Genomic DNA, 20,112 nt, shown 5'->3' on the forward strand with positions numbered 1-20,112 from the left:
TATTGCTTTTTGCTGTTGAGCAGAATGCAAAAATGTAATTCTATTTCAACATTAAAATCATTTTTTTATGCAAAAAAATATAATGCTTTTTGTAGCATTTATGCTTTCTGTATCGGTATTTTCACAGGAAGATCTAGAAGAAGTAAAAATTACAAAAAAGCAAAAAGGAATCAAAAAATCCTATACGTTAACGGCCAATACTTCTGTAATTACGAGTAAAGAACTGCTTAAAGCGGCATGTTGTAATCTGGCAGAAAGTTTTGAAACCAATCCATCAATCGATGTCAATTTTTCTGATGCTTTAACAGGCACCAAACAAATCAAAATGCTCGGATTGACGAGTCCGTATTTAATGATTACAGAAGAAAATATTCCTTCTGTTCGAGGCGCTTCTCAAGCCTACGGATTGTCATTTACTCCTGGAACTTGGATCGAAAGTGTTCAGATTACTAAAGGAGCGGGGAGTGTTATAAATGGTTACGAAAGTATCTCAGGTCAAATTAATACAGAGCTTTTAAAGCCATTAAGCGATATTCCTTTCTTTTTAAATGCTTACGGTTCTACCGATTCTCGTTTTGAATTGAATACGCATTTTAATAAAAAACTTTCAGATAAATGGGCAACCAGTTTATTTGTTCACGGAAATACACGTGTAGCAAAAAATGACATGAACAATGATGGTTTTCTAGATAATCCGTTAGGAAAACAAATCAATGTTTTAAATCGTTACCAATATTATAACCCAGAAAGTGGTTTGGTTAGTTTTATCAATTTCAGATATATGAATGATAAAAAGCAAACCGGAGAAGTAGATTTTGATAAAGATCGTGATCGAGGAACAACCAATTATTGGGGATCTGAAATTAATACAGAACGTTTTGATGTTTCAACAAAAATCGGTTATGTGTTTAAAGATATGCCATATCAAAGTATTGGATTTCAAAATGCTTTTAATAGTCATAAGCAAGATTCCTATTTTGGTTTAAATCAATACGATATCAAGCAAAATAGTTTTTATTCTAATTTGATCTTCAATTCGATTATAAATAATACGATGAATAAGTTTACAACTGGCTTGAATTTTTCTTACGATCAATATCAGGAGTTTGTAAACTTGACAGATGTAAGTAGAATTGATAATTCGGTTGGTGCTTTCTTCGAATATACCTATGACAATACCGATAATTTCAGTTTGATTTTAGGAGGAAGAGTCGATAATCACAACCGATTAGGATTTTTTGTGACACCAAGATTGCACATGAGATATAACCCTTGGAAAAATGGAGTGCTTCGTTTTTCTGCAGGAAGAGGAAAACGTTCTGCTAACATTTTTGCAGAAAACCAACAGCTTTTCGCCAGTTCAAGAACTTTTTCAATTTTAGATTCTAATGGAAAAGTATACGGCTTAAACCCAGAAATTGCTTGGAATTATGGAGTAAGTTTTTCGCAGAAATTCAAAATATTTGGCAAAAATGCCGATGCAGGTTTTGACTTCTACAGAACCGATTTCCAAAATCAGGCAGTTGTAGACGTAATGCAAAGTCCACAGCAAGTTTTATTTTATGATTTGAAAGGAAGTTCTTTTGCTAACAGTCTTCAAGTGGAATTTAACTACGAATTAATTCATAACTTGAATTTGAGAACGGCTTATAAATACTATGACATTCAAACCGATTATTTAAGAGGAACATTCCAGCGTCCGCTTCAAGCCAAACATCGTTTCTTAGGGAATTTAGAATACGAAACGACTATGAATGATGATAAGCAATGGAAGTTTGATTTTACCTATAACTGGTCAGGAAAACAGCAATTACCTTATACTGCATCGAACCCAACAGAAGATCAATTTCCTGATTTCTCGCCATCTTATGCAGTAATGAATGCGCAAGTAACTCGTGTTTTTTCTGCTATTTTTGAAGTATATATAGGAGGAGAAAATATTGGAAATTACAAACAAGAAAAAGCAATTTTAGGAGCAAATGATCCTTTTGGACCTAATTTTGATGCATCAATCGCATACGCTCCAATTTTTGGGCAAATGTATTATGCAGGATTACGATTTAAAATCAAATAAAGAATAATTTCAATAACGATAAATAATAGACAAAATGAATAAAATAGTTTTAATCGCCATGATGATGTTTTTAGGTTTTTCAGCTCAGGCTCAAACCAAAAAAAATAAGAATTTAAAATATGCAACCGAAGTAAACGGAAACTGCGAACAGTGTAAGAAAAGAATTGAAAAAGCAGCTTATGGTGTGCCGGGAGTAAAAACGGCAAGCTGGGATGTGAGTTCGCATCAGCTTTCGGTTATTTTAAACGAAGAGAAATGTTCTCCGTCAGATTTAAACAAAGCAATTGCTAAGGCTGGTCATGATACTAAGGAAGTTAAAGCAACAACAGAAGATTATGACAACTTGCATAGCTGTTGCAAGTATGTAAGAGAATAGTGTAAAGTGAAGCCCAGACAAATAGTTTGGGCTTTTTTTAATAGTTAATTTATGTTTAAAATACCGCATTTTATTGTGGTTAAAGTAAATTATTGTTACTTTCACAAACTATAAAGATAACCAATCTCGTTTTATGAATAATTTTGAATGGACCCAGTTATTAAACCCTGAATTTTATATTACTTTAAGTGTCGGAGGTTTTCAGATTGGGTTGTTTATTGTTCTGTTTATCGTTTTTGCTGAAACAGGACTTTTTGCAGGTTTTTTTCTGCCTGGAGATAGTTTGCTTTTCTTAGCAGGTATCTACAGCCGTGATTTAATTGAGAATGTTGCCTATATCCCAAATGATTTTTTAAATGTATTTCTGCTTGCTACAGCAGTTGCTATTATGGGAGTTTTAGGAAATATGACAGGTTATTGGTTTGGTGCAAAAAGTGGTTATTATTTATTTAAAAAAGAAGATTCATTCTGGTTTAAGAAAAAATATCTGCTTCAATCAAAAGACTTTTTTGAAAAGTACGGTGGAAAAGCAATTATTTACGCGCGCTTCTTGCCAATTTTCAGAACGTTTGCTCCAATTGTTGCCGGAATCGTTTCGATGGACAAAAAGAAGTTTATGTTTTATAATGTCTTAAGTTCTTTCCTTTGGTCATTTATATTAATTTTTGCAGGACATTATTTATACGGCGTGTTCTTAAAACAAGGGATAGATTTAAAGAAACATATCGAATACATTATCATCATTATCATTATCATCTCTACTTTTCCAGTTTTAATGAAATTATTAAAAAAGAGACCAAGCGAGAATATCTAAAAAAGAAATTCAATTCATATAAAAAAAAAATCCGAAGTGAAAGCTTCGGATTTTTTATGTATAATATCGATTATTAAAATATAAATGAGGAGTTGTCTAAGTAAATATCTTTTGACTTTTACAGCTTCAAAGCTTTACGAAAGAAGCTCTAGGAATAACCTCAGAACCTTAATCTTAGTCCCTCAGCAGCTTAGTAGCTCAGAAACCTACCATTCATTCACTTTATTGGCATCCATTTTAAGGAAAATAAACAGCAAAATGGTGAATCCCCAGAGTCCAGAACCTCCGTATGAAAAGAAGGGTAGAGGAACCCCGATTGTTGGAAAAATTCCTATTACCATCGCAATGTTTACAAAGAAATGTATAAAGAGAATTGCGGCGACACAATAGCCATAAACCCGACTAAACTTTGTTTTTTGTCTTTCTGCTAAATAAATTACTCTAAGCAATAAGCTCACGAAAAGTAAAATAACAACAAAAGAGCCGGCAAATCCCCATTCTTCACCAACCGTTGTAAAGATATAATCGGTGTGCTGTTCAGGTACGAATCCTCCTTTGGTTTGTGTTCCTTCTAGGAAACCTTTTCCGATCCATCCACCAGATCCAATTGCAATTTCAGACTGGTTGGTATTGTATCCAATACCTTTCATGTCTACAGTTTTACCTAGTAAAATATTGAAACGGTCTCTGTGGTGCTGTTTAAAAACGTTATCAAATACATAATCTACAGAAAACACAAATCCTGAGATTAAAACTAATAAGATACCGCTCAAAATGATATTTCGATCGACTGCTCTGCCTTTAAAATGTATGATTGCTAAGACCACAAAAGCCATTATAATAACAGCGTATGGTTCTAAAACCAAAGTAAGTACAAAGAGAACAATAGTTATAAAGGCGGTCCAAACATACCAAGAAGGCAATCCTTCTCTATACAAAACAAGGATGAATGCACTATAAATTAAAGCACTTCCAGGGTCTGGTTGTGGTAAAATCAATAATACTGGCAAGAGCATAATGGCTAAAGCCTGAATCTGCCTGTTGGTTTCTTTTAGGTTAATTTGCGTATCGCTTAAATATTTAGCCAAAGCCAAAGACGTAGCCGCTTTTGCAAACTCAGAAGGCTGAAGGGTAAAGCTTCCTATGGCATACCAGCATCGCTGTCCAGCAATTGTTTTTCCGAAGAGAAATAATCCTGCTAGAGACAATAAAGAGACTCCGAATATAATGCTGGCATATTTTTCGTAAAATTTACCGTCAACAAATAGAACGACAAAGATCAAAGGAATTGTACAGCAAATAAAGATAAGCTGTTTTTGATAAGTGCCATCTGTTGACAATAAAGAAGACGAATAAATATTAAGCCAACCTAAAGTTACCAGCGCAATGTAGATAAAGACACTTATCCAATCAATATTATTTTTTACACTTTGATTTTTCATTTGAAGTAATCTTCTTTCTTAGTTTTTCTTTGTTGTGTCTACTGCTGTTTTTTTGGCTTCTGGTTTCGGAACAACTGGTTTCGGAACAATGATTTTGGCTCTCAAAACAGAATCTTTTGGAACAGATTCTATAATACTTGCTGGGTTTGGTGGCGCTACTTTTGCATATTCTGCTGCCAAACTTTTATTTAAAACTCTAATTTCTAAATCCGTTCTGGTGATTTTTTTTCTCAAATATTTTTCAATCATCAAACTTGCTATCGGTCCAGCTACAGTTGCACCAAAACCTCCATTTTCGATCATCACCGCAATCGCAATTTTCGGGTTATCTTTTGGAGCAAATGCCACAAATATAGAGTGGTCTTTAAGCTGTGTTCTTTTGCCGTTAATTTTGGCAAAGTTCTCTGCTGTTCCCGTTTTACCGCAAATATCAATCCCTTCTACTCTAAGCGAGTAAGCAGTACCTCGATTATAAACATCAAAAAGACCGCTTATGATAGGAGTAAAATATTTTTGGTCAATTGTGGTAACATGTTTTGTTGTAAACTTAGGATCAATCTTTTCGCCTTCAATTTTTTTAATAATATGAGGCGTGTAATAATAACCTTGATTAGCTATTGTTGCCATCATATTAGCAAGTTGAATTGGCGTCATCAAAACTTCTCCCTGTCCAATGGCATTAGATACAATTGCAGTACTTCTCCAGCCACCATTAGGGTAAATTCTTTTGTAAGTTTTAGAAGTTGGTATATTTCCTCGTTTACCTGTTGGTAAATCATAACCCATAAACTGACCTAACCCAAAACTTTTTACGTGATTGCTCCAAATGTCTACAGCAGCGCCTGGCTTAGTGTATTTGTTTATCGTTCTCATATAAGCGGTAGCAAAATAAGTATTACAAGATTGATAAATTCCTCTATGCAATTGCAATTGTCCACCGCTACAGTGACATCTCATAAAACGGCCACGCGCGTAGCTAAAACCATGATGGCAGGAAACACTAAATTTTTCTTCGTCTATCACGCCTTCTTGAAGCGCAACCAAACCTGTTAAGATTTTAAATGGAGAACCAGGAGGATACTCTGCTAAAAGTCCTCTGTCGTATAATGGTTTTGCAATAGAATCGTTGTATAAAAGCGTGTAATTTTTAGATCTCTGGCGTCCTACTAAAATTCCGGGATCATAAGAAGGAGCGGTAATTAATGAAAGGATTTCACCTGTTTTAGGTTCAATAGCAACGATTCCGCCTCGCTTGTTAATCATTAATTCTTCGCCATATTTTTGAAGTTCGGCATCGATGGTTAAGTTAATGTCTTCTCCAGCAACAGCGATCGTGTCATACTTTCCGCTTTTGTATGAGCCTATTTCTCGGTTGTATTTGTCTTTTTGAATGTATTTTACGCCTTTAATACCGCGTAGAATTTCTTCATAACTTTCTTCTACACCTTGTCTTCCAATTAAATCTCCACTATTATAGTATGGATTTTTTGCAATTTGGCTTTCGTTTACTTGTGTAATAGAACCAAAAATATTGGCGCCATAATCTACTTCGTAATCACGAAGAGATCTTTTTTGGAAATAGAATCCATCATATTTTCTGATTTTCTCTTGAAAAGCAGCAAATTCATTCTTGTTCAATTGAGACAAAAATACAGAAGGAAGTCTAGGACTATAAACTTTTGCTTTTTCGATACGTTTGTGGTAATCTTCTGGAGTAATATTCAAAAGCGAACAAAACTCAGCAATATTAAGGTCTTTTTTTACTTCTCTCGGAATAACCATGATGTCATAAGAAGCCTGATTCGCAACAAGAAGTTTTCCGTTACGATCATAGATGTAGCCTCTTTCTGGGTAGTCATAGACCTTTTTTATCGCATTATTTTCAGATTTTAATTTAAAAGAATCATCAATAATCTGCAGGTAAAAGATTCTGATCACTAGCAAAGATGCTGCAATAATAATTATAGTGGGCAGCAAGACTTTTCTCATCGTTTATTGGGCTTAATAAGATATATTATTATAATAGAGGTGATTATCGTAAAGATAGAGCTAAATAAGGTTCGGAGCAAAATGTCCCAAATAAATTTGAATTGAAATGCTTCTAAGACAAATAATACAATATGATGCATTAAGACCGAGACCAGTATAAATGAAAATCGTTCTGGTGTTAAAGATTCGTTTAGTTTAATAGTTTGGTATTCATAACTCAAACCAAAAGAAAATTTAAAAATATAAGGTCGGTAATAAGCTAAAATAACGCAGGCAGTAGCATGTATACCGCCAGAATTACAAAACATATCCATTATTAATCCTAAGAAGAAACTAGAAATTATTAATCCTGCTTTATTACTGTTTACAGGATATAAAATGATATACAAGATATACGGAAAAGGACTTATGTATCCTAAGAAATTCATGTTGTTGAAAATAACAACCTGAATTGCCAGTAACATAATAAATCGAAAAATATTTACCAACAAAGCGCTATTCATCTTTCTCTTTGCTTTTGTTTTCTAAATTAATAAGCTCTTCTCTTCCTTTGCTTTTAATAATATAAACGTGTCCCAAATTGGTCATGTCGTTAAACAATTTCACTTTTATAACATAAAAACTTGTACCTTCTTTTTTATACACAATATCAACCGTTCCGATATTAATGCCTTCAGGGAAAATTACAGATTGTCCACCAGTAACAATCGTATCTCCTTTTCTGATAGAAGCCAATCTAGGAACATCTTCCAGCTGTACATATCCAGTACTTTTTCCGTTCCATGTTAATGAACCGAAATGATTTGATTTTTTGATTTTCGCATTGATGTGCGATTTCATATTCAAAATACTGACAACAGTAGAATAGTTTGGCGAAGTATTGTCGATAACACCAACAATTCCTAAACTATTGATAACTCCCATGTCTTGTTTAACCCCGTCTTTGCTTCCAGAGTTCAGAGTGATATAGTTCTCGTGTGTGCTGTATGAATTATGAATAACTTTAGATACAATAATATCCGAAGGTTTTACACCTTTAATACTGTCAGGAGTAGGCGGTTTTGTAGTGTCTTCTTTGTTGAATAAAAGACTTTTTAATCTTGCGTTCTCAAGTACAAGTTCGTCGTTTTCTGCTCTTAAATTCAAATACTCATTTACACGATTGATTCTTTCGTAAACACCACCGCTTAAAAAATTGGCCGAACTGATTACTCTGCTTCTGTGAAAGGAATGTGATTGAATTGTGAGTCCTAACGATATACCTAAAAGCAGCAAAAACAGCAATCGATTACTGTTTCTTATAATGAAATTAAATATTTGCTGCATTTCTTGTCTGGTTATTTTGTTTCAGGATATGCTTAAAGGTTTCAGTTTTTACAAGGGTCAAATATTGAAAATTCGACCCTTATAAAAGTAAATTGATTGTTATTTTTAAATCTTATTTGATTAAGATGCTTTTAAATTTAGCAATGTTTTTAAGGGCCATCCCTGTTCCTCTAACAACTGCTCTTAACGGATCTTCAGCAATATAAACTGGTAAATCTGTTTTTTGAGAAATACGTTTGTCAAGACCTCTTAACATCGATCCACCACCAGCTAAATAAATACCAGTGTTGTAGATATCTGCTGCTAACTCTGGAGGAGTCTGAGATAATGTTTCCATTACTGCATCTTCAATACGCTGAATTGATTTATCTAAAGCTTTTGCGATTTCACGGTACGAAACATCTACTTGTTTTGGTTTACCCGTAAGCAAGTCTCTACCTTGAACTGACATATCTTCTGGCGGACCATCTAAATCTTCGATAGCCGCTCCAATTTGAATTTTAATTTTCTCAGCAGTACTTTCTCCAACAAAAAGGTTGTGCTGTGTACGCATGTAATAAACGATATCATTTGTGAAAACGTCACCTGCAATTTTTACAGATTTGTCACATACAATTCCGCCCAAAGCGATAACCGCGATTTCTGTTGTACCACCTCCGATATCTACAATCATGTTACCTTTTGGCTGCATAATGTCAATACCAATACCAATTGCCGCTGCCATTGGCTCATGAATCAAGTAAACTTCTTTTCCGTTTACTCTCTCACAAGATTCCTTCACCGCTCTCATCTCCACTTCAGTAATACCAGAAGGAATACAAACAACCATACGTAAAGCTGGAGTAAACATTCTTTTTTTCAATGCAGGAATACTTTTAATGAACATGTTGATCATTTTTTCCGAAGCATCAAAATCAGCGATTACACCATCTTTCAAAGGCCTTATAGTTTTGATGTTTTCATGTGTTTTACCTTGCATCATGTTGGCTTCTTTACCAACAGCAATGATTTTGCCTGATACTCTATCACGTGCAACGATAGACGGACTATCAATGACAACTTTATCATTATGAATGATTAAAGTGTTTGCGGTTCCAAGGTCTATCGCAATATCCTCGGTCATGAAATCAAAAAATCCCATAAGTTTTTTAGGGGTTTAAAATGTTATAAATTATTTATCGAACAAAGTTAAACAAATTAATGTTTAAAATGACGAGTTCCTGTAAATACCATTGCAAGATTATTTTCATTGCAATAATTTATACTTAATTCGTCTTTAATCGAACCTCCAGGCTGAATTACAGCAGTTATTCCTGCTTTTTTAGCCAATTCTACACAATCCGGAAATGGGAAAAATGCATCACTTGCCATCGAAGCTCCATTTAAATCAAATCCAAAAGCTTTTGCTTTGTCAACAGCTTGAATTAAAGCGTCAACTCTTGAAGTCTGACCTGTACCTGATGAAATCAATGTTCCGTTTTTAGCAAATACAATAGTGTTTGATTTTGTATTCTTGCAGATTTTAGAAGCAAAGATCAAATCTTCGATCTCTTGAGCAGTAGGTTCTGTAATTGTAACGGTTTTTAAATGCTCTTTATTATCCGTAATATTATTTCTGTCCTGAATTAACAAACCATTAAGACAAGTTCTTACTTGGCGAGCAGGTAATTCTACTTCATTCTGAACTAGAATAATACGATTTTTCTTCTCTTGTAAAACTGTAACTGCTTCATCATCATAAGCTGGAGCGATTACAACCTCGCAGAATAATTTGTTGATTTCTTGCGCTGTCTCTAAATCAATTTTAACATTTGAAATTAAAACACCTCCAAAAGCAGAAGTAGGATCGCAAGCTAAAGCTGCTAAATAAGCTTCGCTAATCGTTTTTCTAGAAGCCAATCCGCAAGCATTGTTGTGTTTCAAAATGGCGAACGTTGGTCCGTCAGTTTTAAATTCAGCAATTAAATTAACTGCAGCGTCAACATCTAGTAAATTGTTGTATGACAATTCTTTTCCGTGAAGTTTTTGGAACATTGCATCAAAATCTCCAAAGAAGAATCCTTTTTGGTGAGGGTTTTCACCATATCTTAAAACTTGACCGTTTGCAATGCTTTCTTTGTAAATAGTCTCATCTGTATTGAAATAATTAAAAATAGCTCCATCATAGTGAGATGAAACGTGGAAAGCTTTAGTAGCAAACAATCTTCTGTTTTCTAAAGTTGTTGCTCCGTCTTGCTCTGTAATCAAATCTAAAAGTAAGCTGTACTCGTTAACAGAAGCTACAATTACAGTGTCTTTGAAATTTTTTGCACCAGCACGAATTAATGAAATACCACCGATATCAATTTTTTCAATAATATCTTGTTCGCTTGCTCCAGAAGCAACTGTTTTTTCAAAAGGATATAAATCAACAATTACTAAATCGATTTGAGGAATATCAAATTCCTTCATTTGCTGAACATCGCTTTCGTTATCTTGGCGATTTAAGATACCGCCAAAGATTTTTGGATGTAAAGTTTTTACTCTTCCGCCTAAAATTTCAGGAAAAGAAGTGATATCTTCAACAGGAACTACCGGAATACCAAGGTTTTTGATGAAATCTTCAGTTCCTCCAGTTGAATAAAGTGTTACATTTTGTTCGTGTAATTTTCTAACAATTGGTTCTAATCCATCTTTAGAAAAAACAGAAATTAATGCCGATTGTATTTTTTTAGTTGTGCTCATTGTGTAGTTATGATTTTCAGACTGCAAAAGTAGTTTTTTTATATATTATTTTAAAGTAATTAGTGTAACAATATGCTAAAAAAATCTACTGATGAGTAAGTTAACTTTTATTAGGTTTTTGAATTTAAATTATTGAATTTTACTTTATTGAAAAATACAAAAATATGATCGTTTATCTAAGATTATTAAAAGAAAGCCTGAGCTTCGCCATCAATGCTTTACGAAATAATAAATTGCGCACCTTATTGTCGCTTTTAGGCGTAACTATCGGTATTTTTTCAATTATCGCTGTTTTGGCTGCGGTTGACTCTTTAGATAAAAAAATCACTAAAGATTTGAGCAGTTTAGATAAAAATACAATTTATTTAATGAAATTCAGCTTTGGGCCGTCTGAAATTCCACAATGGAAGAGAGAACAGTTTCCAAATGTAAAATATGATGAGTATGTCGGGCTTAAAAATTCGATGAACGACACCGATCAAGTGGGGTATCAGCTTTTTGTAAATAGAGAAAGTTTAAAGTATGATTCTAAAACAGTCAGCGATGTCAATATTATTCCTGCGTCAAGCGAAATGGTCGATATTGACGGTGTGAGTTTTGATAAAGGTAGATTTTACAACGAATCAGAATCGAACTCAGGAACGGCGGTTATTGTTTTGGGCTATGATATTGCCGATGGACTTTTCGGAACAAGTGACCCGATTGGTAAGAACATCCGTCTCTACGGACAGCGATTTACCGTTATTGGTGTAATGGCAAAACAAGGAGCAGGATTTTTTGGAGACAGTAACGATACTTCGGTTTATATTCCAGCTAATTTTTTAAGAAGAATGTACGGTGACAGCGATGCAATGACGCCTGTAATTGTTTTGAAACCCGAAAAAGGAGTTGATATGGATGCGTACAAAGCGCAAATTGCCCAGAAACTTCGAGCAATCCGCGGAATGAAAGCGGGAGAAATGGATAATTTCTTTATTAATGTGCTTTCTGGATTTACTGATTTTATTGATGGAATTTTAGGACAGATGAATTTTGTAGGTTGGGTGATCAGCGGATTTTCTCTTTTGGTTGGCGGTTTCGGAATTGCCAATATTATGTTTGTTTCGGTGAAAGAAAGAACCAATCTTATCGGAATTCAAAAATCATTAGGAGCAAAAAATAAATTTATCTTATTCCAATTTTTGTTTGAAGCTGTAATTCTTTCTGTAATTGGAGGAATAATAGGTCTTTTAATGGTTTGGGGAATTGCTTTTGCCTTAACTAAATTGCTTGAATTCGAATTTGTTCTTAGCTTAGGGAATATCATTTTAGGAACGGGTTTAGCAGCGCTTATTGGCTTAATTTCGGGAATTTTACCAGCAATTTCGGCGGCAAATTTAGATCCTGTTGAAGCAATTCGAACAGGAATGTAATATTGCTTTTGTGTTATTTTACTGTAAATTTTGTTGGGTCGGAATAATTAGATAATTTTGATAGGTTAAGAACTTAAACCATTAAACAAATGAGCTTTAACCTTAGATCTGTCGATACTGTTGAGTCTATTTCTAGAGAAGATTTCAAAAGAAATTATTTAGACAAAAAGAAGCCCTTAATTATAAAAGGACTTACCAATGACTGGCCTGCAAGGGAGAAATGGTCGACAGAATATTTTAAGGAAATTGCTGGAGAAATTGAGGTGAAATTGGTCGATAATTCTAAAGCAGATCCGTCAAAAGTAATTAATGCTTCAATTGCCAGTATGAAATTTGGCGAATACTTAGATCTTATAAAAAGAGAGCCAACACAACTGCGTATTTTTTTCTTCAATCTTTTTAAACACAGGCCAGAACTTATTAATGATGTAAAAGTTCCAAAAGAATTAATGGGAGGTTTTATAGAAAGCATGCCTGCAATGTTTTTTGGAGGTTCTAAGGCTATTACGTTTCTGCATTACGATATTGATCTGCCGCATTTGTTTCATACCCATTTTGGAGGAAGAAAGCATATTATCTTATTTGATAATAAATGGAAAAAAAGATTGTATTGTCTTCCAAATACAACCTACGCTTTAGAAGATTACGATGTAGCTAATCCTGATTTTGAAAAATTTCCTGCTTTAAAAGGAGTAGAGGGATATGAAGTTTTCTTAGAACACGGCGACACTTTATTCATGCCGACAGGAATGTGGCATTGGATGCGTTATATAGATGGTTCTTTTTCACTAACACTTCGTGCATGGGATCAATCTGTATCTCGAAAAATAGCCAGCGTATGGAGTTTATTTATGCACGGAGCAGTCGATAGCGGTATAAAAGTGGTTTTTAGAAAGCGATATGCTGTTTGGCGCGAAAAATTAGCTTATAAAATTGCAGAAAAAGAATTGAAAAGAGATTTGAAGAAAGCGAGTTAAAATTCCGTAGGAATGAAACATTTTGTAGCAACGGAATTTATTCCGTTGAAAAATGAATTTCCCGCATTTGATAAAGTTCCGTAGGAAAGTCTTATATTATTTACTTTGTAATTCGGGCTTAACAAACGGAAATGTTATTCTTTTTTTATCCCATTTAATTTTTCTTGAATTATAAGATAGGTTTTCTTTCTTGTATTTTAAAACAGTATCTTCTTCTTGTGTTGTTCTTCGCATGAAATAAAGATCTCTTTCTTTTGATGATAATTTAAGTGCGCTAACTAAATCAAAATAAACTTTCGTTTTTAAAGTGTCTAGTTTTGAAGAGATAAAAGTCATGTTTCGATAATGGTCTTTGTAGTTCGATTTTATAAAACTAGAAATAGAATTAGCTGGTATTTGAGTTAAGTCTTTAGGTTGTAAGTTTATAAAATATGGAATTGTATCATCTCTTTCCCAATTTCCACAAATGTGTCCAACGTCACCTCTTTTGAAATAATACATTGTTGAATCAAAATCGATAATAAAAGTATTTGTTCCATAAACTAAAAAGCCTGGAATTGGTGGTGGTGGAATGGTGTCTCCATTTATAATTTGTCTGTTGTTTTCCTGAGAAATAATATAAGGTTTGTTTTTAATAATAATCTTTTCTTCTTTTTTAGCACAATTCAAAAGAAGCAAACAAAACATAAAACCAATAAAAATTCTTGTCATAGGGTCAGATTTAAAATAAGGATATAAAAAAATCCTACGAAAAAATTTCTTGAAATTTACTTGTGTTATTTACTAGGGAACTTAATTTTTGTTCGATCCCATTTAATAGAATCAGAATAATAGTAATCACTATTAGTTTTGTATTTTAAAACAGTATCTTCTTCTTGTGTTGTTCTTCTTATATGGTAAGTTTGTATGATGTTGCTTTTTAAAAAATCCAAAAAGTAAGGATTTTTAATTGTATCGCTTTGTGAGCCTATTACTAAAATTTGTCTCCTTTTCTCTTTTGTCAAAATATTTTCCGAAAGAAAATCATTTAAGTTCTTTTGAGGGATTCTAACAATGTCTTTTGGTTCTAAATTTAAAAAATGGGGAAGAGTATCATTTTCACTTCCGTAACTGCAAAAATTCAAAAAGTATCTTTTCTGATAAAAATAAAGATTGCCTTTTTTGTCAATTAATAATTGGCTTTCTCCATAGAAAAATCCTTTTGTTGATGGAGGCGGTACTGCTGATGAATCGTAATATTTTTGAAGCATTTCATTTTCATAAGAGATTATGTAAGGTTTGTTTTTAGTAACAGCTTTTTCTTCTTTTTTAGCACAATTCAAAAGAAGCAAACAAATCATTATGCCAATAAAAATTCTAGCCATAGAGAATCAGATTTAAAATAAAGATATAAAAAAACAGGAAGTAAATTATGTGTGATTTCGTTTTCTAGATTTGGAAAATCCCACAGTAGAAAAAACTAAAATAACCTTACATTACTTATATGGTTAAAAACAAAAAATCCCAAGAAACAATTTTTCTTGGGATTTTCTATTTTGAATAGTTTTAAAACTATCGAATATCATTATTTTGAATCAAATCGATATATAAGTTGATCTTATCTTTCAATTCTTTTCTAGGCGTGATAAAGTCTAAGAAACCGTGCTCTAAAAGAAACTCAGCAGTTTGGAAACCTTCTGGTAAATCTTTTCCTGTAGTATCACGAACAACGCGCGGACCAGCAAAACCAATCAAAGCGCCCGGCTCAGAGATGTTGATGTCTCCTAACATAGCGTAAGATGCAGTTGTTCCTCCAGTTGTTGGATCTGTACAAAGAGAGATGTAAGGCAATTTAGCTTCAGCTAATTGAGCTAGTTTTACAGAGGTTTTTGCCAATTGCATTAAAGAATAAGCAGCTTCCATCATACGAGCTCCACCAGATTTAGAAATCATTACAAAAGGCAATTTGTTTTTGATCGCGTGATCAATACCTCTTGAGATTTTTTCTCCCACTACTGCTCCCATAGATCCACCGATAAAAGCAAAATCCATACAGCAGATTACAAGTTCTCTTCCTTTAGATTTTCCTACTCCCGTACGTACAGCGTCTTTAAGGTGAGTTTTTTCCATTACATCTTTCAAACGATCTGCATATTTTTTTGTGTCCACAAAATGCAGAGGGTCTTTAGAAGTCATGTTTTTGTCTAACTCAACAAATTCGTTGTTGTCGAATAAAATTTCAAAATAGGTTGCGCTTCCAATTCGAACGTGAAAATCATCTTCAGGGCTTACGAATAAATTTCTTGCTAATTCGTCAGCATCAATAATTTTTCCAGTAGGAGATTTGTACCACAATCCTTTCGGAACGTCCATCTTATCTTCTGTAGCGGTCGTAATCCCTTTTTCTTGTCTTTTAAACCAAGCCATTTCTTTAGTATTCAGTGTTCAGTAATAAAAATTTCAGTGTTCAGTGGTATTCAGTTTTAAGCATTCAAAACAGAACGCTTAAAACTGTAAACTGAATACTTTTATTATAACGTGTTAACGTTATTTAAGTCAGCAAAAGCTTGCTCCAATCTTGCGTTGAAAGTTACTTCGCTTTCACGTACCCATCTTCTTGGGTCGTAGTATTTTTTGTTAGGAACATCAGCACCTTCTGGGTTACCGATTTGTGATTTTAAATAGTCAAGATTTTTAACCATATAATCGCGAATTCCTTCAGTGTATGCAAATTGTAAATCTGTATCAATGTTCATTTTGATAACTCCGTAGCTAATTCCTTCTCTGATTTCTTCAAGAGTAGAACCTGAACCACCGTGGAAAACGAAATCAACTGGATTGTGTCCTGTGTTGAATTTGTTTTGTACGAAATCTTGAGAGTTTTTTAAGATTTTTGGAGTTAATTTTACGTTTCCTGGTTTGTAAACACCATGAACGTTTCCGAAAGCAGCAGCAATTGTAAATTTAGGGCTTACTTTAGAAAGTTCTTCGTAAGCGTAAGCTACTTCTTCTGGCTGAGTATATAATTTTGAGCTGTCAACATCAGAGTTGTCAACACCATCTTCTTCACCACCTGTAATACCAAGTTCGATTTCCAATGTCATGCCCATTTTGCTCATTCTAGCTAAATATTCTTTACAGATCTCGATGTTTTCTTCGATTGGCTCCTCAGACAAATCGATCATGTGAGAACTGAATAATGGTTTTCCTGTTTCTGCGAAGTGTTTTTCAGAAGCATCTAATAAACCATCAATCCAAGGTAAAAGTTTTTTTGCACAGTGGTCAGTGTGTAAGATTACAGTTGCACCGTAAGCTTCTGCCAAAGTATGAATATGTTTTGCTCCCGCGATTCCTCCTGCGATAGCTGCTTTTTCACCTGCATTTGATAACCCTTTTCCAGCGTTGAATTGTGCTCCACCGTTAGAAAATTGAATGATAACTGGCGCGTTTAGTTTTGCTGCAGTTTCAAGAACTCCGTTAATTGTGCTAGATCCAGTAACGTTTACTGCTGGAAGAGCAAAACCCTTCTCTTTCGCATAATTAAAGATCTCTTGAACTTGATCTCCTGTAGCTACTCCTGGTTTAATGTTGTGTGCCATTGTACTTTTTTTTATAGTTGTTTTTAGTTTTTAGGTTGCAAAAATAAGAATTAATTAGCATTAGAACGGATAATTTATACCAAAATTTAAAACCGAGTGTCCAAAATTGTATTCTTTAAACCATCGGTCTCCCTTCTCATGCGCCGGATTATAAGTCTTAAAGCCTAAATCTAAACGAATCACAAAAAAGCTCAAATCGTATCTTAAACCGAATCCGGTACCCACAGCAATTTCTTCTAAATCGTTTAAGTTGTCAAATCTTGCCTTCGGATCTATGACATTATCGAGCACATTCCAGATATTTCCAGCATCTGCAAAGAGCGCACCTTTAACATCGCCAAAAATTTTAAATCGATATTCGATACTAGCGGCAATTTTCATATTGGCCTCATTAAAGTCATTTACAGCATTCGTACTTCCCGGTCCCAAAGCATAAGGTTGCCAAGCACGGTTGTCATTGGAACCTCCTCCATAATAACTTCGAGAAAACGGAATATAGTTTGAATTTCCAAACGGAATCGCAATTCCGAAGAAGCTTCTAACCGCTAATACTTTTTCTTTTCCAAAATCCCAGTGTTTGATATAGTCAAATTCAGTTTTAATATATTCTGAATATTCTAAATTGAAGATCTCATAGTTTCCTCTTGCATTCTTTGGAAGATTTCCAATCTCAGAAACTGCAGACAGCAAGGTTCCTGCTGACTCTATTTTTGTTCTAAATTGATAGAAATTATTATCAGCCAAATCCTTTTTTGTTGTTTTCGTAAAAGAATAGCTTGTCGCCAGAATGAAATCATTTTCAGTCAGACGGACTCTTCTTTCTTCGATGCTTTCCACTTCTTGGTATTGGGAATCTGCAGGAGTTAACGCTGTTTGTCCAGTCAATACTTCTCTCGTAAATCCCGTTGTTCCTTTTGGTATTGTTAAGTCTTTATTATTTTGTTGTTCTACTGTATCTCCCCAGTTTAGAGGATCAACATTGTAATCTTTTCCAATTCCATTCAAATCATCATAAGAAGAAGTGTAAACTCTAAAATAATTATCTGGATTTAAGTTACGGACAAACTGTGCGTTTAACAATTCCAGTTTTGCCGTGTTATGACGTTTTGGAGTCCAGTTGTATGAAATACCTCCTGTGAAGTTTTCTTTGTCTAGACCAATATTTCGCTGTTTAGAAAAACCAGACGACACAGAAGTGTACGGGATCATACTCTTGGGAATGATTTTTTCTGTTCCAAACGGCAGTAAAATTCTCGGGAAATTCAGTTTTAAATCTAAACCATATTCAGAAACGTTAAAGAAATTATCGTTCGGATTGGCCATATCTCTGGATGAACCCACGTTTAAACGAGCCGAAATTTCTAAAGTTTCTGCACGGTTAAACACATTTCGAATAGTCTCAGAAACACTGGCTCCAATTCCGAAATCCTGAATATTAGAATGCGTTACGTCAAGAGTGGCCCCAAAGCTGTATTTTTTTCTTGGGGTTAGATAAACATTCGCAATAAGAGATTGTGCTGTAGAATCTCTTTTGTCAACTTCATATTGAATAGAAGGATAATTAAAAATCCTTAAATTATTTAAATATCGAGAAGATAGAGTAGTTCTAAAGTCCGCAAAAGTGCTTCCTTTTGTAATGAAAATAGCATCTGTAATAGCGCGTGGTCTATATTTTAAGGTCTTGTAGCTATATAAATTAAAGTTGTTGTACGTTACACTGTCTGTTGGTTTTTTCTTAGCATTCGCAGCAGAATAATCAGTGTAAATATTTACATCACTAATCTTATATAATTTGAATGGCTCTGTACGACTAGAATCTCTTTCTTGAATGCTATTATTATTAATAATTAAAGTAACATCTGCTTTGGCTTTTTTACCGATAGTGTCAATGTCAAAAGTTACATACGTAGGCTGAAAATAGTAAGCCCCATGATTTCTGAAATAGGTTGTAATACGGTTTTTTTCTTCTTCAAAATCTGAAGTTTTATATTGATTTCCAGATTTTAATAAAGAAGGATCGTTATTAGTTTGATATAATGAGTCTAATGCCGGAGTCATTATTTTGGTTCTGATGGTATCCAGTTTATAAGCTGGTCCTGTAGTAATATTATAATTAATTGCGGCTCTCTTTTTTCCTACCGTATCAATAGTATAATCTGTTTGAACATTAAAAAAGCCATTATTGAAATAATAGTATTTTAAGCGTAATAATGATTTTTTAGTCTTTGAAGTATCAATTATAACAGGCGGTTCACCAGTGTTTTTTAGAAATTCATGAATCCCTTTATAATAAAAAGACTGTCCCAAACGATCTACTTGCTTTGCAGAAAATATTTTAGACATACGCTCATACTTTCCAGGATTGTTTTTAAATTTTGCCTGATAAGTAGAATCTGGATTTAAATTGGCTAAATTGTATAAATTTAATCGAAGTTTGTAACCTAATAATTTACCATTTGGTTTTTGGTACATTTGGTTAGAAGCCGTTTCATCGTTTGTTGATTTTCCGTTAACCAAAATATTATTTTTTACAAGAAGGTTTTTTCCATCGGGAACTCTTTTTACGGCATTACAAGCGCAAATTAATATTGCAATTAGAAGAAATGCTATTATTTTTGTGGAATTATTTTTCAAGTGTTTTTTAATATTTAATTCAAAAGTACATTATTTTATGGTTAGTAAAAACCAAATAAAGCTTATCTCAGGTTTACATCAAAAAAAGCAGCGTTTTGCTAATCAATTATTTTTTGCTGAAGGAGTAAAAGTAATTCAAGAATTGCTGCAATCCAATTTTGAATTAGAACATTTATACACAACATTAAATGATTTTGAAGCAGTTGATGCTTCAAAACGAACGCTTATTAATGATCAAGAACTGAAAAAAATAAGTGCTTTGTCGACTCCAAATTCTTGTCTGGCAGTTTTTAAAATTCCAGCCGAAAAGAAAATAATCGATTCGGGTTTAATTTTAGCGTTAGACGATATTAGAGATCCCGGGAATTTAGGAACCATTTTGCGTCTTTGCGATTGGTTTGGTATTAAGCAGATTGTCTGTTCTAAAGAAACAGTAGATATTTATAATCCGAAAGTGGTACAAGCTACAATGGGTTCTATCACCAGAGTAAATGTAAGTTATGTTGATTTAAAAATCTATCTTGCTCAAACTAAACTGCCTGTTTTTGGAACTTTTATGGATGGGGAAAATATTTATCAATCGAAATTACCTCAAGAGGGAATCATTATTATGGGTAATGAAGCCAATGGTATTTCAGAAGAAATTGAAAAAATAGTAACCGATCGTCTAACAATTCCTAGATTTGGTGAGCTGCAAAAAACCGAAAGTTTAAATGTAGCTACTGCAACAGCAATTATTCTTAGTGAATTTAAACGAAATAGTTGA

At 33.7% G+C, this 20,112-nt stretch carries 17 protein-coding genes; 6 read left to right on the forward strand and 11 right to left on the reverse strand.

Annotated features, from left to right (window positions below; genetic code table 11):
- Positions 1–67 precede the first annotated feature (67 nt).
- From AC3E9W_RS04710 to AC3E9W_RS04720, 3 genes are all read left to right on the forward strand, one after another.
- Positions 68–2,074, forward strand: a complete 2,007-nt coding sequence (locus AC3E9W_RS04710) for a TonB-dependent receptor plug domain-containing protein (RefSeq protein WP_488767198.1) — start codon at positions 68–70, stop codon at positions 2,072–2,074.
- 34 nt (positions 2,075–2,108) lie between these two features.
- Positions 2,109–2,450: a heavy-metal-associated domain-containing protein gene (locus AC3E9W_RS04715; protein WP_306155777.1), complete on the forward strand. Its 342-nt coding sequence runs from the start codon at positions 2,109–2,111 to the stop codon at positions 2,448–2,450.
- A 133-nt stretch (positions 2,451–2,583) separates the two neighbouring features.
- Positions 2,584–3,264, forward strand: coding sequence for a DedA family protein (locus AC3E9W_RS04720; protein WP_306155778.1), 681 nt, complete (start codon positions 2,584–2,586; stop codon positions 3,262–3,264).
- Between the two features lie 206 nt (positions 3,265–3,470).
- Here AC3E9W_RS04720 and rodA read toward each other — a convergent pair whose 3' ends face one another.
- The 6 genes from rodA to purH form a co-directional block, all read right to left on the reverse strand.
- Entirely contained in the window at positions 3,471–4,706 is a 1,236-nt protein-coding gene (gene rodA / locus AC3E9W_RS04725) for a rod shape-determining protein RodA (RefSeq protein WP_306155779.1), read from the reverse strand.
- Between the two features lie 18 nt (positions 4,707–4,724).
- Positions 4,725–6,695: a penicillin-binding protein 2 gene (gene mrdA / locus AC3E9W_RS04730; RefSeq protein WP_488767199.1), complete on the reverse strand. Its 1,971-nt coding sequence runs from the start codon at positions 6,693–6,695 to the stop codon at positions 4,725–4,727.
- Positions 6,692–7,198, reverse strand: a complete 507-nt coding sequence (locus AC3E9W_RS04735; protein WP_125723313.1) for a rod shape-determining protein MreD — start codon at positions 7,196–7,198, stop codon at positions 6,692–6,694. Before AC3E9W_RS04735 ends, mrdA begins: the two co-directional genes overlap by 4 nt.
- The gene (mreC, locus tag AC3E9W_RS04740) at positions 7,191–8,021 is read right to left on the reverse strand and encodes a rod shape-determining protein MreC (RefSeq protein WP_125723314.1); all 831 of its coding nucleotides are present in this window, start codon (positions 8,019–8,021) and stop codon (positions 7,191–7,193) included. The genes AC3E9W_RS04735 and mreC overlap by 8 nt, the downstream gene beginning before the upstream one ends.
- A gap of 112 nt (positions 8,022–8,133) precedes the next feature.
- A complete protein-coding gene (locus tag AC3E9W_RS04745; protein WP_008466528.1) occupies positions 8,134–9,162 on the reverse strand; it encodes a rod shape-determining protein in 1,029 nt (342 codons plus the stop codon).
- A gap of 56 nt (positions 9,163–9,218) precedes the next feature.
- Entirely contained in the window at positions 9,219–10,745 is a 1,527-nt protein-coding gene (gene purH, locus AC3E9W_RS04750) for a bifunctional phosphoribosylaminoimidazolecarboxamide formyltransferase/IMP cyclohydrolase (RefSeq protein WP_306155781.1), read from the reverse strand.
- A gap of 164 nt (positions 10,746–10,909) precedes the next feature.
- On the opposite strand from purH, the gene AC3E9W_RS04755 reads away from it, so the two are divergent.
- Positions 10,910–12,157 (forward strand): ABC transporter permease, encoded by a 1,248-nt coding sequence (locus tag AC3E9W_RS04755; RefSeq protein WP_488767200.1) that lies wholly within the window; start codon positions 10,910–10,912, stop codon positions 12,155–12,157.
- Positions 12,158–12,246: 89 nt separating this feature from the next.
- Positions 12,247–13,134 (forward strand): cupin-like domain-containing protein, encoded by an 888-nt coding sequence (locus AC3E9W_RS04760; RefSeq protein ID WP_488767201.1) that lies wholly within the window; start codon positions 12,247–12,249, stop codon positions 13,132–13,134.
- Positions 13,135–13,230: 96 nt separating this feature from the next.
- Here the strand turns inward: AC3E9W_RS04760 and AC3E9W_RS04765 are convergent, their stop codons facing one another.
- The 5 genes from AC3E9W_RS04765 to tamL all read right to left on the reverse strand — a co-directional run bounded on the left by AC3E9W_RS04765 (position 13,231) and on the right by tamL (position 19,346).
- Entirely contained in the window at positions 13,231–13,845 is a 615-nt protein-coding gene (locus tag AC3E9W_RS04765; protein ID WP_488767202.1) for a hypothetical protein, read from the reverse strand.
- A gap of 65 nt (positions 13,846–13,910) precedes the next feature.
- Positions 13,911–14,498, reverse strand: coding sequence for a hypothetical protein (locus tag AC3E9W_RS04770; protein WP_488767203.1), 588 nt, complete (start codon positions 14,496–14,498; stop codon positions 13,911–13,913).
- A gap of 187 nt (positions 14,499–14,685) precedes the next feature.
- Positions 14,686–15,540 carry an acetyl-CoA carboxylase, carboxyltransferase subunit beta gene (gene accD / locus AC3E9W_RS04775; RefSeq protein WP_488767204.1) on the reverse strand — a complete coding sequence of 285 codons (855 nt, stop codon included), beginning with the start codon at positions 15,538–15,540 and terminating at the stop codon, positions 14,686–14,688.
- A 104-nt stretch (positions 15,541–15,644) separates the two neighbouring features.
- Positions 15,645–16,712 carry a class II fructose-bisphosphate aldolase gene (fbaA, locus tag AC3E9W_RS04780; protein WP_229354528.1) on the reverse strand — a complete coding sequence of 356 codons (1,068 nt, stop codon included), beginning with the start codon at positions 16,710–16,712 and terminating at the stop codon, positions 15,645–15,647.
- Between the two features lie 60 nt (positions 16,713–16,772).
- Positions 16,773–19,346: a translocation and assembly module lipoprotein TamL gene (tamL, locus tag AC3E9W_RS04785; RefSeq protein WP_488767205.1), complete on the reverse strand. Its 2,574-nt coding sequence runs from the start codon at positions 19,344–19,346 to the stop codon at positions 16,773–16,775.
- A 37-nt stretch (positions 19,347–19,383) separates the two neighbouring features.
- Between tamL and AC3E9W_RS04790 the strand changes: the two genes are divergently transcribed.
- On the forward strand, positions 19,384–20,112 hold the full coding sequence (locus tag AC3E9W_RS04790) for an RNA methyltransferase (RefSeq protein ID WP_488767206.1): 729 nt from the start codon (positions 19,384–19,386) through the stop codon (positions 20,110–20,112).

This window comes from Flavobacterium sp. 38 (assembly GCF_057799715.1).